General features: G+C 63.9%; 12 protein-coding genes. 9 read left to right on the top strand and 3 right to left on the bottom strand.

Annotated features, from left to right (window positions below; translation table 11 throughout):
- Window positions 1–115 precede the first annotated feature (115 nt).
- Window positions 116–1,609, top strand: a complete 1,494-nt coding sequence (gene pap / locus AC5PZ0_RS27620) for a polyphosphate:AMP phosphotransferase (RefSeq protein WP_099428548.1) — start codon at window positions 116–118, stop codon at window positions 1,607–1,609.
- Window positions 1,610–1,877: 268 nt separating this feature from the next.
- Window positions 1,878–2,843: a DMT family transporter gene (locus AC5PZ0_RS27615; protein WP_493856155.1), complete on the top strand. Its 966-nt coding sequence runs from the start codon at window positions 1,878–1,880 to the stop codon at window positions 2,841–2,843.
- A 149-nt stretch (window positions 2,844–2,992) separates the two neighbouring features.
- Here the strand turns inward: AC5PZ0_RS27615 and AC5PZ0_RS27610 are convergent, their stop codons facing one another.
- The gene (locus tag AC5PZ0_RS27610; RefSeq protein ID WP_027595936.1) at window positions 2,993–4,387 is read right to left on the bottom strand and encodes a class II fumarate hydratase; all 1,395 of its coding nucleotides are present in this window, start codon (window positions 4,385–4,387) and stop codon (window positions 2,993–2,995) included.
- A 154-nt stretch (window positions 4,388–4,541) separates the two neighbouring features.
- Here AC5PZ0_RS27610 and AC5PZ0_RS27605 point away from each other — a divergent pair, with 154 nt between their 5' ends.
- The 7 genes from AC5PZ0_RS27605 to AC5PZ0_RS27575 all read left to right on the top strand — a co-directional run bounded on the left by AC5PZ0_RS27605 (window position 4,542) and on the right by AC5PZ0_RS27575 (window position 12,396).
- A complete protein-coding gene (locus tag AC5PZ0_RS27605) occupies window positions 4,542–5,066 on the top strand; it encodes a DUF2059 domain-containing protein (RefSeq protein ID WP_027595937.1) in 525 nt (174 codons plus the stop codon).
- A 10-nt stretch (window positions 5,067–5,076) separates the two neighbouring features.
- Entirely contained in the window at window positions 5,077–5,373 is a 297-nt protein-coding gene (locus tag AC5PZ0_RS27600; protein ID WP_085272798.1) for a BolA family protein, read from the top strand.
- 193 nt (window positions 5,374–5,566) lie between these two features.
- Window positions 5,567–6,499, top strand: a complete 933-nt coding sequence (gene trhO, locus AC5PZ0_RS27595) for an oxygen-dependent tRNA uridine(34) hydroxylase TrhO (RefSeq protein ID WP_238215166.1) — start codon at window positions 5,567–5,569, stop codon at window positions 6,497–6,499.
- Window positions 6,500–6,502: 3 nt separating this feature from the next.
- Entirely contained in the window at window positions 6,503–7,135 is a 633-nt protein-coding gene (locus tag AC5PZ0_RS27590) for a DsbA family protein (protein WP_099428551.1), read from the top strand.
- Complete coding sequence (locus AC5PZ0_RS27585) at window positions 7,128–8,960, top strand: ABC transporter ATP-binding protein (RefSeq protein ID WP_085272799.1); 1,833 nt, start codon at window positions 7,128–7,130, stop codon at window positions 8,958–8,960. The genes AC5PZ0_RS27590 and AC5PZ0_RS27585 overlap by 8 nt, the downstream gene beginning before the upstream one ends.
- Before the next feature lie 131 nt (window positions 8,961–9,091).
- Entirely contained in the window at window positions 9,092–11,548 is a 2,457-nt protein-coding gene (locus AC5PZ0_RS27580) for an EAL domain-containing protein (protein WP_252827011.1), read from the top strand.
- 62 nt (window positions 11,549–11,610) lie between these two features.
- The gene (locus tag AC5PZ0_RS27575) at window positions 11,611–12,396 is read left to right on the top strand and encodes an iron-containing redox enzyme family protein (RefSeq protein WP_027595943.1); all 786 of its coding nucleotides are present in this window, start codon (window positions 11,611–11,613) and stop codon (window positions 12,394–12,396) included.
- A gap of 125 nt (window positions 12,397–12,521) precedes the next feature.
- On the opposite strand, the gene AC5PZ0_RS27570 is transcribed toward AC5PZ0_RS27575, so the two are convergent.
- Window positions 12,522–13,262, bottom strand: coding sequence for a YciK family oxidoreductase (locus tag AC5PZ0_RS27570; RefSeq protein ID WP_027595944.1), 741 nt, complete (start codon window positions 13,260–13,262; stop codon window positions 12,522–12,524).
- A gap of 148 nt (window positions 13,263–13,410) precedes the next feature.
- Window positions 13,411–14,082, bottom strand: coding sequence for an N-acetylmuramic acid 6-phosphate phosphatase MupP (gene mupP, locus AC5PZ0_RS27565; protein WP_027595945.1), 672 nt, complete (start codon window positions 14,080–14,082; stop codon window positions 13,411–13,413).
- Between the last annotated feature and the right edge of the window lies 1 nt (window position 14,083).

The following is a 14,083-nucleotide window of genomic DNA, read 5'->3' as shown; positions in this document are numbered from 1 at the left end:
CTCGGTTGCAGCGGATGGCGGGATTTTATGCCATCTGCGGTTTTTACGCTGGTTGCACGAACACAGCCCCAGCACAAATCCGCTAGTCTTGGTTATCCAATGAAGGAGCCACTGCATGTTCGAATCCGCTGAAATCGGTCACAGCATCGACAAGGAGACCTACGACGCCGAAGTGCCCGCCCTGCGCGAGGCGCTGCTCGAAGCCCAGTACGAGCTCAAGCAGCAGGCGCGCTTCCCGGTGATCGTGCTGATCAATGGCATCGAAGGCGCCGGCAAGGGCGAGACGGTCAAGCTGCTCAATGAGTGGATGGACCCGCGCATGATCGATGTGCTCACCTTCGACCAGCAGACCGACGAAGAACTCGCCCGGCCACCGGCCTGGCGCTATTGGCGGGCCTTGCCGCCGAAAGGGCGGATGGGCGTGTTTTTTGGCAACTGGTACAGCCAGATGCTGCAGGGCCGTGTGCATGGGGTGTTCAAGGACGCGGTGCTCGACCAAGCCATCACCGGTGCCGAACGCCTGGAGCAGATGCTGTGCGACGAAGGCGCGCTGATCATCAAGTTCTGGTTCCACCTGTCCAAGAAACAGATGAAAGCCCGCCTAAAGGCGCTCAAGGACGACCCGCTGCACAGTTGGCGCATCAGCCCGCTGGACTGGCAGCAGTCCGAGACCTACGACCGTTTCGTGCGCTTTGGCGAGCGGGTGCTGCGCCGCACCAGCCGTGACTACGCGCCCTGGCACGTGGTCGAGGGGGTCGACCCTTACTACCGCAGCCTGGCGGTGGGGCGCATTCTGCTGGACGGCCTGCAAGCCGCCCTCGCCAACAACCCCAAGGGCAAGCACCAGGGCAACGTGGCGCCGTTGGGTCGCAGCATTGACCAGCGCAGCTTGATCGGTGCCCTGGACATGACCCTGCGCCTGGACAAGCAGGATTACCAGGAACAACTGGTTACCGAGCAGGCACGCCTGGCCGGCCTGCTGCGCCACAAGCACATGCGCCGGCATGCCCTGGTGGCGGTGTTCGAAGGCAACGACGCGGCCGGCAAGGGCGGCGCGATCCGCCGCGTGGCGGCGGCGCTGGACCCACGCCAGTACCGCATCGTGCCGATTGCTGCGCCCAGCGAAGACGAACGCGCGCAACCGTACCTGTGGCGTTTCTGGCGGCACATTCCGGCGCGGGGCAAGTTCACTATCTTCGACCGCTCCTGGTATGGGCGGGTGCTGGTGGAGCGGGTCGAGGGGTTCTGCAGCCCGGCCGACTGGATGCGTGCCTACAGCGAGATCAACGATTTTGAAGAGCAGTTGGTGAATGCCGGTGTGGTGGTGGTCAAGTTCTGGCTGGCGATCGACCAGCAGACCCAGCTGGAGCGTTTCGAAGAGCGTGAGCAGATCCCCTTCAAACGCTACAAAATCACCGAGGACGACTGGCGCAACCGCGAAAAGTGGGACCTGTATACCGAGGCCGTGGGCGACATGGTCGACCGCACCAGCAGCGAGATCGCGCCCTGGACACTGGTCGAGGCCAATGACAAGCGCTGGGCCCGGGTGAAGGTATTGCGCACCATCAACGAGGCGCTGGAATCAGCGTTTGCCAAGGACAAGAAATAGCCACCTGTGCCCGTTGGTCATTGGGGCTGCTGTGCAGCCCATCGCCGGCAAGCCGGCTCCCACAGGTGGGGCGTGGATCTCAGGAGGCGGTGTATCTGTGGGAGCCGGCTTGCCGGCGATGGGGCGCGCAGCGGCCTTTTCGGACTGCCCGTCCAGCCATGCCGCGGTGGAATGACCTGATGAATTCTTTTCCCGGCACTTAGCCCCGCGCCAGCCGCCAAGCCCGTAGAATCCAAGCACCCCCACCACGGGCTTGATCGAGGGCTTTATGCACACCACTTCCGGACGCTGGGTCTATGGCCTGCTGTTGGCACTTCTGACCGCGCTGCTGTGGGGCATCCTGCCGATCAAGCTCAAGCAGGTGCTGCAGGTGATGGACCCGGTCACCGTCACCTGGTACCGCCTGTTGGTGTCTGGCGGGCTGTTGTTCGCCTGGCTGGGGGCCAAGCGCCAGTTGCCCTCGTTCGGCAAGCTCGGGCCCAAGGGCAAGGGGTTGGTGGCTGTGGCCGTGCTTGGCCTCATGGGCAACTACGTGCTCTACCTGATCGGCCTCAAGCTGCTTAGCCCTGGTACCGCGCAACTGGTGGTGCAGGTAGGCCCGGTGCTGTTGCTGGTGGCCAGTGTGTTCGTGTTCAAGGAGCGCTTCAGCCTGGGGCAGGGGCTGGGCCTGGTGGTGCTGATCGGCGGTTTCGGGCTGTTCTTCAACCAGCGCTTGGAAGAGTTGCTGACCTCACTCGGCACCTACACCACTGGCGTGCTGACCATTTTGCTGGCGACCAGCATCTGGGTGTTCTACGCCTTGAGCCAGAAGCAGTTGCTGACGGCATGGCATTCGCAGCAGGTGATGATGGTGATCTACCTAAGCTGCGCCGCGCTGCTCACGCCTTGGGTGCACCCATTGGAAGCGTTGCAACTGACGCCGCTGCAAGGCTGGCTGCTGTTGGCCTGCTGCCTGAATACCCTGGTGGCGTATGGCGCCTTTGCCGAGGCACTGGCGCACTGGGAGGCCTCAAGGGTGAGCGCGACGCTGGCGTTGACGCCGTTGGTGACCTTTGTGGCGGTGGCGCTGGCGGCCTGGGTGTGGCCCGGCTATGTGCATGCCGAGGACATCAATGCACTGGGGTATCTGGGGGCGGTGACGGTGGTTCTGGGGTCGGCGCTGGTGGCGCTGGGGCCTTCGTTGGTTGCCGGTTGGCGCGCCAGAAAGGCACGGTTGGCGCAGGTCCATCAATAGCATGCGCTAATCACTGTCCTTGTAGGAGCAGCCTTGCGCTGGTGTAGGAGCAGCCTTGTGCTGCGAAGAGGCCAGTGAAAATAGCGAAAATCACTGTGTTTGCACCGGCCTCTTCGCAGCACAAGGCTGCTCCTACAGGGGGGATCGGGTCAGCCTTTACCGCCCGGCGCCAGCATGTTCTCCGGCCTGACCCACTGATCGAACTGTTCATTGGTCAGGTACTTCAACGCCAACGCCGCCTCGCGCAGGGTCGTGCCTTCGGCATACGCCTTCTTGGCAATCTCCGCCGCCTTGTCATAGCCAATATGCGGGTTCAATGCCGTTACCAGCATCAACCCCTGCTCCAGGTGCGCCGCCATCTGCTCGGCATCCGGCTCGATCCCGGCCACGCAGTGCTGCTGGAAGTTGCGGCAGCCATCAGCCAGCAGTTCGACCGACTGCAGCAAGTTGTGGATGATCACCGGTTTGAACACGTTCAACTGCAAGTGGCCTTGGCTGGCGGCAAAACCGATCGCCGCGTCGTTGCCCAGCACCTGGCAGGCCAGCATGGACAGTGCCTCGCACTGGGTCGGGTTGACCTTGCCGGGCATGATCGAACTGCCCGGCTCGTTGGCCGGCAGGCGCACTTCCGCCAGCCCCGTGCGGGGGCCGGAGCCAAGCAGGCGCAGGTCATTGGCAATTTTCATCAAGGCCACGGCCAGGGTCTTCAGCGCCCCCGCCAGGCTGGTCAGCGGTTCATGGCCGGCAAGGGCGGCGAACTTGTTGGGCGCGGTGACGAATGGCAAGCCGGAAAGGGCCGCCAGCTCGGCCGCGATGGCTTCGGCAAAGCCGTGTGGCGCGTTCAGGCCGGTACCGACGGCCGTGCCGCCCTGGGCCAGCTCGCAGACTGGGGGCAGGGTGGCGCGAATGGCGCGCTGGGCGTAATCGAGCTGGGCGACGAAGGCCGAGACCTCCTGGCCGAAGGTGATCGGCGTGGCGTCCATCATGTGCGTGCGGCCGGTCTTGACCAGTTTGAGGTGGCGCGCCGACAGTTCGGCCAGCCCCGAGGACAACTCGGCGATCGCCGGCAGCAGTTTTTCATGCACCGCCTGGGCCGCGGCAATGTGCATGGCGGTGGGGAAGCAGTCGTTGGAACTCTGCGAGCGATTGACGTGGTCGTTGGGGTGCACGGGCGTCTTGCCGCCACGGCCCTTGCCGGCTAGTTCGTTGGCGCGCCCGGCGATGACTTCGTTGACGTTCATGTTGCTCTGGGTGCCGCTGCCGGTTTGCCAGACCACCAGCGGGAACTGATCGTCATGCTGGCCGTCGAGCACTTCGTCGGCGGCCTGCTCGATCAGCCGGGCGATATCGGCCGGCAGGTCGCCGTTGCGGTTGTTGACCCGTGCCGCGGCTTTCTTGATCAGCGCCAGGGCGTGCAGCACCGCGAGCGGCATGCGTTCCTTGCCTATGGCGAAGTTGATCAGCGACCGCTGGGTCTGCGCACCCCAGTAGGCGCCCTCAGGAACTTCGACCGGGCCCAGGCTGTCTGTCTCGATACGGCTCATTCTGCGCTCACTCCTTTGTGGTTCGAAATCGCAGTTTAGGCCCTGATTCGACAGAGCGGTTCCATCGCTCGTCGTGCCCACTTGAGCACATCGCCACCACAGCGCAGAATGCTCTACTCTGAGGTACCCGCCTCCCTCTCTTGAAGGAAATGCAATGACCCGTCTCCGTGTCCTTTGTGCCGCCGTCGCCCTGGCCTGTGCCAGCGGCCAGGTACTCGCTGCCACCGCCAGTCACAACGCTGCCGCCGAGAAGTTCCTGACCCTGGCCAACGCCGACAAGCTGGGCACCCCGGTCTATATGCAGGTCCAACAAATGTTCGCCCAGCGCTTCGCCCAAACCAAGGCGCCTGCGTCCAAGCAGCCAGTGCTGCAAAGCTACCAGGCCAAGGCCAACGCCGCCCTGGACAGCGCCATCGGCTGGAACAAGCTGAAGCCGAAAATGGTCGACCTGTACACCGCCACCTTCACCGAGGCCGAGCTCAAGGACCTGGTCAAGTTCTACGAGTCGCCGCTGGGCAAGAAAGTCCTGCGCGAGATGCCCAAGGTTACCCAGCAGTCGGCCCAGCTGACCCAGCAGAGCCTGGAGCCTGCGGTACCGGTGGTCAACAAGCTGCTCGAAGACATGACCAAAGAGCTTGACCCGAACGCTGGCAAGGCCGCCGCCCCCGCCAAGAAGTGAGTAACGCGTGATGAGCATGCAGCACCGCATCGAGCAACAACTGGCCGCGCTGGCGCCGCAACACCTGGAAGTGCTCAATGAAAGTCACATGCACAGTCGTGGTCAGGAGACCCACTACAAGGCAGTGATCGTCAGCGAGCAGTTTGCCGGGCTGAACAGCGTCAAGCGTCACCAGAAGGTCTACGCCACCATGGGCGAGCTGATGGGCCAGATCCACGCCCTCGCGATCCACACCTACACCGCTGAAGAGTGGGCCAAGGTCGGGGTCGCACCGGCCTCGCCGGTGTGTGCGGGCGGCGGGCACTGAATCCTTTCTAGCGTTCTGGTAGAATCCGCAACAATCCCAAAGGGGGCCGCTTTGCGGCCCATCGCAGGCAAGCCAGCGCCCACACCCTGTACCTGTGGGCGCTGGCTTGCCTGCGATGGGTTGCGAAGCAGCCCCCTGTTTTTGTTACCCCGGTCCGCCCCTTACGAGGGCAACCACCTGGAGATTCACGTTCATGTCACAACCGATCGTCGTCGCGGCGCTGTACAAATTCGTCACCCTGCAAGACTACGTCGAGCTGCGCGAGCCGCTGCTCAAGGCCATGCTCGACAATGACGTCAAAGGCACCCTGCTGCTGGCCAACGAAGGCATCAACGGCACCGTGTCGGCCACCCGCGAAGGCATCGACGGCCTGCTGGCCTGGCTGCGCAACGACCCGCGCCTGGTGGATGTCGACCACAAGGAATCCTACTGCGACGAACAGCCGTTCTACCGCACCAAGGTCAAGCTGAAGAAAGAGATCGTCACCCTCGGTGTGCCGGGCGTGGACCCCAACCAGCAGGTGGGCACCTACGTCGAGCCCAAGGACTGGAACGCCCTGATCAGCGACCCTGAAGTGCTGCTGATCGATACCCGCAACGACTACGAAGTGGCCATCGGCACGTTCAAGGGCGCCGTCGACCCCAAGACGGAGACCTTCCGCGAGTTCCCCGAGTACATCAAGGCCAACTTCGACCCGAGCAAGCACAAGAAAGTGGCGATGTTCTGCACCGGCGGTATCCGTTGCGAAAAAGCCTCCAGCTACATGCTCGGTGAAGGCTTCGAGGCGGTCTATCATCTTAAAGGTGGCGTCCTGAAGTACTTCGAAGAAGTGCCTCAGGAAGAAAGCCTGTGGGACGGCGACTGCTTCGTCTTCGACAACCGCGTCACGGTGCGCCATGACCTGAGCGAAGGCGAGTACGACCAGTGCCATGCCTGCCGCCACCCGATCAACGCAGAGGAGCGTGCGTCCGAGCACTATTCGCCAGGTGTCAGCTGCCCGCACTGCTGGGACAGCCTGAGCGAGAAAACTCGCCGCAGCGCCATCGACCGGCAGAAGCAGATCGAGCTGGCCAAGGCCCGCAACCTGCCGCACCCGATCGGTTACAACTACAAAGCCGAGGCCTGATGCATGTCTGCACGCCTGCTGTATGTGATGGACCCTATGTGTTCCTGGTGCTGGGGTTTTGCGCCGGTGGCCGCGGCCCTGATCGCCCAGGCGCGTGAAGCCGGCGTGCCGACCCACCTGGTGCCAGGCGGCCTGCGCACCGGCGGCAGCGCCCTGGATGCGTCGACCCGCAAGTACATCCTCGAGCATTGGCAGGCGGTGGCCGACGCCACTGGCCAGCCGTTTCGTTTCGAGGGCGCCATGCCTGACGGTTTTGTCTACGACACCGAACCTGCCTGCCGCGCCCTGGTCACTGCCCGTGAGCTGGACGCCGAGCGCGTCTGGCCACTGCTGGCGTTGATCCAGCGCGCGTTCTACGAGGCCGGTGTCGACGTGACTACCGCGCCGCACCTGGTTGAGCTGGCCGAACAGGCGGGCTTCGACCGTGCGGTGTTTGCCGAGGCCTTTGCCCGCGCCGACACGCGCGTGGCCACCGCAGCCGATATTGCGTGGGCGCAAGACTTGGGCATCGCCGGTTTCCCCACCCTGCTGGCCGAGCGTAACGGCCAGCTGGCGCTGCTGACCAACGGCTACCAGCCGCTGGAGCGCCTGCAACCCTTGCTCGGCCGCTGGCTGCAGCAGGCTGCCTGTGCTTGATGTGCCCGGGTCGCCCGACCCTGTGCCAGGGAAACCCCACAGTGCGGCCGATCGACTGAGCTGGGCGGAAATCCGCCGCCTGGCCCTGCACCACAAGAAAAACCTTTGGTCTGCCAACCTGATTGCCGTGCTCGCGGCGTGCTGCAGCGTGCCGATCCCCTTGCTGCTGCCGCTGCTGGTGGACGAAGTGCTGCTGGGCCACGGCGACGCCGCCCTGAAGTGGATGAACCAGCTGCTGCCGGCCAACTGGCAGGTCGCGGCCGGCTATATCGGCCTGATGTTGGCGCTGACGTTGTGCCTGCGCCTGGCCGCCCTGGCCTTCAACGTGGTGCAGGCCAAGCTGTTTGCCGGGCTGGCCAAGGACATCGTCTACCGCCTGCGTATTCGGCTGATCGAACGGCTCAAGCGGATTTCCCTCAAGGAATACGAAAGCCTGGGCAGCGGCACGGTGACCACTCACCTGGTCACCGACCTGGACACCCTCGACAAATTCGTCGGCGAGACCCTCAGCCGTTTCCTGGTCGCCATGCTGACCCTGACCGGCACGGCGGCCATCCTGATCTGGATGCACTGGCAACTGGCGTTGCTGATTTTGCTGTTCAACCCGCTGGTGATCTACTTCACCGTGCAGTTGGGCAAGCGTGTCAAACACCTGAAAAAGCTCGAAAACGACAGCACCGCGCGCTTTACCCAGGCGCTGTCGGAAACCCTCGACGCCATCCAGGAGATCCGCGCCGGCAACCGCCAGGGCTATTTCCTGGGGCGCCTGGGCGTGCGCGCCCGGGAAGTGCGTGACTACGCCGTGGACTCGCAATGGAAGAGCGATGCCAGCGGCCGCGCCAGTGGTTTGTTGTTCCAGTTCGGCATCGACATCTTCCGCGCCGCGGCGATGCTCACTGTGCTGTTTTCCGACCTGTCGATCGGCCAGATGCTGGCGGTGTTCAGCTACCTGTGGTTCATGATCGGCCCGGTGGAGCAACTGCTCAACCTGCAGTACGCCTACTACGCTGCCGGTGGCGCCCTGAGCCGGCTCAACGAGCTGCTGGCGCGTGCCGACGAGCCGCAGTACCCCGCGGCCAGTGACCCGTTCGTGGGCCGCGAAACAGTGGGCATCGAGGTGCGCGACCTGCGCTTTGCCTATGCCGACGAGCCGGTGCTCGAGCACCTCGACCTGTCCATCGCCCCGGGCGAGAAGGTGGCTATCGTGGGGGCCAGCGGTGGCGGCAAGAGCACCTTGGTGCAGCTGCTGCTTGGCCTGTACAGCGCCCAGGCGGGGACCATCCGCTTTGGCGGTGCAAGCCTGCAGGAAATCGGCCTTGAAACCCTTCGTGAAAACGTCGCGGTGGTACTGCAGCACCCTTCGTTGTTCAACGACAGCGTGCGCGCCAACCTGACCATGGGCCGCGAGTGCAGCGACGAAGCCTGCTGGCAGGCGCTGCGCATTGCCCAGCTGGACGCCACCATCGCCGCCTTGCCGCAAGGCCTGGACAGCGTGGTGGGGCGCTCCGGCGTGCGCCTGTCCGGGGGGCAGCGGCAACGGCTGGCGATTGCCCGCATGGTCTTGGCCGAACCTAAGGTGGTGATTCTCGATGAAGCCACGTCGGCGCTGGATGCCGCCACCGAGTACAACCTGCACCAGGCCCTGGCACGCTTCCTCAGTGGCCGTACCACGCTGATCATCGCCCACCGCCTGTCGGCCGTGAAACAAGCGGACCGGGTGTTGGTGTTCGATGGCGGGCATGTGGCCGAAGATGGCGACCATCAGCAGCTGATTGCCGAGGGTGGTTTGTACGCCAAGCTGTACGGGCATCTGCAGCAGACCTGAGCCTCTTGTTACGGGCGGTGCGAATCGCCCGATTCCTTGTCATAAAAAACCCCTCCACGCAGATGGCAAATGGCCTACGCTGTGCTTGTCTGGGTTGATTCGAGCCTTATCTGCTCTGTGACAGGGACTCCATGAAGGGACATCGCACTCTAGAAGCGCCGAAGCTGCTGGGTATCATCTGGCCCTTCATTGCCGTCGTGATCTTCCAGGCGGCATTGGCCGGTCTCAGCCTCTATACGCTATCGGCGGTACGCGCCTATGTCGCGGGCGAGAGCTTGTGGTCCAAGGCTCAGAAAGACGCCATCTACTACCTCAACCTGTACGCCGATAACCGCGACGAAGGCACTTACCAGCGCTACCGCCAGGCCATCACCGTGCCCCACGGCGATCACCAGTTGCGTGAAGTGCTCGACCAGCCCAATCCGGACTTGAACGCCGCGCGCGATGCCGTGTTGCAGGGTGGCAACCACCCCAACGACGTCGAACGCATCATCTGGTTCTATCGCAACTTCCGCAGCATCAGCTACATGCAGACGGCCATCGACTACTGGGACATCGGCGACCGCTACTTGGGCCAGCTGGATGTGCTGGCGGGCGAGATGCGCACAGGCTTTGCCGGTGGCCAGGTCGATGCCGGCACGATCAGCGACTGGAAGGCCCGCATCGTCGCCATCAACGAAGGTGTGACGCCGGCCGCCAGGGCCTTCAGCGATGCGCTGGGCGAGGGTTCGCGCATGCTGCTGCAGGTGCTGCTGATCACCAACCTGCTGACTGCCTTGTTCCTCATTACCATTGCCTGGCGCCGCTCCAGCAAGTTGCTGGCCCAGCGCCAGGCGTTTGCCAGTGCCCTGCAGGCCGAAAAGGAGCGGGCGCAGATCACCCTGCAGGCGATTGGCGATGCGGTCATCACCACCGACGTCGATGGCTATATCGGCTACATGAACCCGGCGGCCGAGCAACTCACCCACTGGCAGGCCGGCCAAGCCCAGGGGCTGCCACTTTCGGCGCTGTTCAGCCTGGTGGACGAGCAGGCCGAAGAGGACGGCCGCAGCCTGGTCGAGCAGGTGCTCAGTGGCAGCCTGAAGGGCGGCGCCGAGCATGCCCGGCTGATCCAGCGCCTGGACGGCAGCACCGTGTCGATCAACCTGGTGGGCTCGCCCATCGTCAATGATGGGCAGGTCAGCGGCATCGTGCTGGTGCTGCACGACATGACCCAGGAGCGCCAGTACATCGCCAACCTGTCCTGGCAGGCAACCCATGACGCCTTGACCGGCCTGGCCAACCGCCGCGAGTTCGAATACCGCCTGGAGCAGGCGCTCAACGGCCTGGCACGCCAGGCTGGGCGGCATTCACTGATGTTCCTCGACCTCGACCAGTTCAAGCTGGTCAACGACACCTGTGGCCATGCGGCGGGCGACGAGTTGCTGCGCCATATTTGCGCCGTGTTGCAGTCGGGGCTGCGCGAAGGTGACACCCTGGCCAGGCTGGGTGGCGATGAGTTTGGCGTGCTGCTGGAAAACTGCCCGCCGGACCAGGCCGAGCGTATTGCCGAGCAACTGCGCCAGATGGTCCAGAGCCTGCACTTTGTGTGGAAGGGGCGCCCGTTCGTCACCACCGTGAGCATTGGCCTGGTGAACATGGCGCAGGCCCCCGGTACCCTGGAGGCCTCGCTGCGCGCCGCCGACATGGCCTGCTACATGGCCAAGGAAAAGGGCCGCAACCGGGTGCAGGTGTACCACGCCGACGACAGCGAGCTGTCCATGCGCTTTGGCGAGATGGCCTGGATCCAGCGTTTGCATGTGGCCCTGGAAGAAAACCGTTTCTGCCTGTATGCCCAGGAAATCGCCGCGCTGAAGACCATCGAAGGCCCTGGCCATATCGAGATTCTGCTGCGCCTGCACGACGAGAGCGGCCGCACCATCTTGCCCAGCAGCTTCATCCCCGCCGCCGAGCGCTATGGCCTGATGACCGCCCTTGACCGCTGGGTGGTGCGCAATGTGTTCCAGGTGATTCGCCAGTGCCTGGACGAAGGGCGCGAAGGGCCGCTGTCCATGTGCGCGATCAACCTGTCGGGGTCGAGCATTGGCGACGACAACTTCCTCGAGTACTTGCAGCGCTTGTTCGTCGAGTACGCCATCCCGCCACGCATGATCTGCTTCGAGATCACCGAAACCAGCGCCATTGCCAACCTCGGCAGTGCCATTCGTTTCATCAACGAACTGAAAGGGCTGGGGTGCCGGTTCTCGCTCGACGACTTCTGTGCCGGCATGTCGTCGTTCGCCTATTTGAAGCATCTGCCTGTGGATTTCCTCAAGATCGACGGCAGTTTCGTCAAGGATATGCTCGACGACCCGGTCAATCGGGCCATGGTCGAGGTCATCAACCACATCGGCCATGTCATGGGTAAGCGGACCATCGCCGAGTTTGTCGAAACCCCCTTGATCGAACAGGCCCTGCAGGAAATTGGCGTGGATTACGCCCAGGGCTACCTGATCGAACGGCCCCAGGTGTTCACCTGTGACAGCCTGCAGCGCCAACGGATCGCCGCACGGCCTCTGTTGCAGCGGGCACCTGGCACGTTTCGTTAGCTAGACAGCGGCTTTCGCTGACACAACACGTCCGAAAAATCACAAGGAACAAGGAGCTGAAAGTGATTGATGCATTCGTTCGTATCGGGCCATTGATGGACCCCGCCAGTTACCCTCAATGGGCCCAGCAACTGATTGAAGAGTGCCGCGAAAGCAAGCGCCGGGTGGTCGAGCATGAGTTTTACCAGCGCCTGCGTGATGGCCAGCTGAAGCCTTCGACCATCCGCCAGTACCTGATCGGCGGCTGGCCAGTGGTCGAGCAGTTCTCCCTGTACATGGCCCATAACCTGACCAAGACCCGCTATGGCCGCCACCCCGGCGAAGACATGGCGCGGCGCTGGTTGATGCGCAACATCCGCGTCGAGCTCAACCATGCCGACTACTGGGTGCACTGGTGCCATGCCCATGGCGTTCACCTGCATGACCTGCAGGCACAGGAGGTGCCGCCCGAGTTGAATGGGCTCAATGACTGGTGCTGGCGGGTGTGTGCTACTGAAAACCTGGCGATTTCCATGGCGGCGACCAACTACGCCATCGAAGGCGCGACGGGGGAATGGTCGGCGGTGGTGTGCGCCAATGACACCTACGCCCAAGGCTTCCCGGAGGAGCAGCGCAAGCGCGCCATGAAGTGGCTGAAGATGCATGCGCAGTACGACGATGCGCACCCGTGGGAGGCGCTGGAAATCATCTGTACCTTGGCGGGGGAGAACCCGACGCTGGGGTTGCGTACCGAATTGCGCCGGGCGATCTGCAAGAGTTACGACTGCATGTACCTGTTCCTGGAGCGCTGCATGCAGCTGGAAGGGCGTCAGCAGGGGCGGGTGCGGCCGGCGTTGGCGGCGGGTTGATGGCCCCCTGTACTGGCCCTATCGCCGGCAAGCCGGCTCCCACAGAATTTCACCAAGCCAGAAGGCAATGAAACCCCTGTGGGAGCCGGCTTGCCGGCGATAGGGCCAGTAGAGGCCACCCAAAATCACTGGGCGTTGAACGCCTGCCCATTCACCCCAGTGCTGTCTGGCCCCATCAGGTACAGGTACACCGGCATGATCTCTTCAGGCAGCGGGTTGTTCTGCGGGTTCTCGCTCGGGTAAGCCTGGGCCCGCATCGCCGTGCGCGTGGCGCCCGGGTTGATGCTGTTGGAACGCACCGGCGCAACGCCTTCCAGTTCGTCGGCCAAGGTCTGCATCAGGCCTTCGGTGGCGAACTTCGACACCCCGTAGGCGCCCCAGTAGGCCCGGCCTTTGCGCCCGACGCTGCTGGAGGTGAACACCACCGAGGCGTCCTCCGACAGCTTGAGCAGCGGCAGCAGGGTGCTGGTGAGCATGAAGGTGGCATCGACGTTGATGTGCATCACGCGCATGAAGTTGTCACCCGACAACTGCTCCAGTGGCGTGCGCGGGCCGATGATCGAGGCGTTGTTGAGCAGGCCATCCAGGCGCCCGAACTGGTCTTCGATCATGACCGCCAGCTCGTCGTACTGGTGGGGCAGGGCGGTTTCCAGGTTGAACGGGATCACCACCGGTTGTGGGTGCCCGGCGGCCTCGATCTGGTCGTAGACCTCGTTGAGGTTGGCCTCGGTCTTGCCCAGCAGCAGCACGGTGGCACCGAGCGCGGCGTAGGCCTTGGCGGCGGCGGCACCGATGCCGCGGCCGGCTCCGGTGACCAGGATGACCCGGCCTTGCAGCAGGTCGGGGCGGGCGGTGTAGTCGAACATCAGATTTTTCCCTTGTTCATTGGGCAGCGCCGATCACTGTGGGAGCGGGCTTGCCCCGCGAAGCAGGCGGCACGGAGGATGGCACGGGCTTCGCCCGCGTTCGCGGGGCAAGCCCGCTCCCACAGGCCCTGCTGACTTCAGGTCTTGATCAGCAGCCGCACAGCGCGCTGTCGATCACCTTGCGCAGTTCCAGCGGGTGGTCCACCACCACGTCGGCACCCCAGTTGTTCGGGTTGTCCTCTGGATGAATATAGCCGTAGCGCACCGCCGCGGTGCGGGTGCCGGCATCGCGGCCAGACTCGATGTCGCGCAGGTCGTCGCCGACGAACAGCACGCTGGCCGGGTCCAGGTTCAAGGTTTTGCAGGCCAGGATCAGCGGCTCGGGGTCGGGCTTGCTGTTTTTCACGTGGTCCGGGCAGATCAGCAGCGCCGAGCGCTCGGCCAGGCCCAGGCGTTGCATGATCGGCTCGGCAAAACGTACCGGCTTGTTGGTGACCACGCCCCACAGCAGGTTGCCTTTCTCGATGTCGGCCAGCAGCTCGGCCATGCCGTCGAACAGCTTGCTGTGCACCGCACAGTCGCGCTGGTAGCGCTCGAGAAACTCCAGGCGCAGGGCCTCGAAGCCTTCAGCTTCCGGGTCCATGGCGAAGGTGGTGGCGACCATGGCACGGGCACCGCCGGAAATCACCCCGCGAATCAGGTTGTCGTCCACGGCCGGCAAGCCGCGCTCGGCGAGCATGGCCTGGCAGATGGCGATGAAGTCCGGCGCCGTGTCGAGCAGGGTGCCGTCCATGTCGAAGAGTACTGCTCGCAAACGCATG

This window comes from Pseudomonas sp. 5.2 (assembly GCF_059025405.1).
Note: the sequence above shows the minus strand (reverse complement) of the source record. Positions and strands in the feature narration are given on the sequence as shown.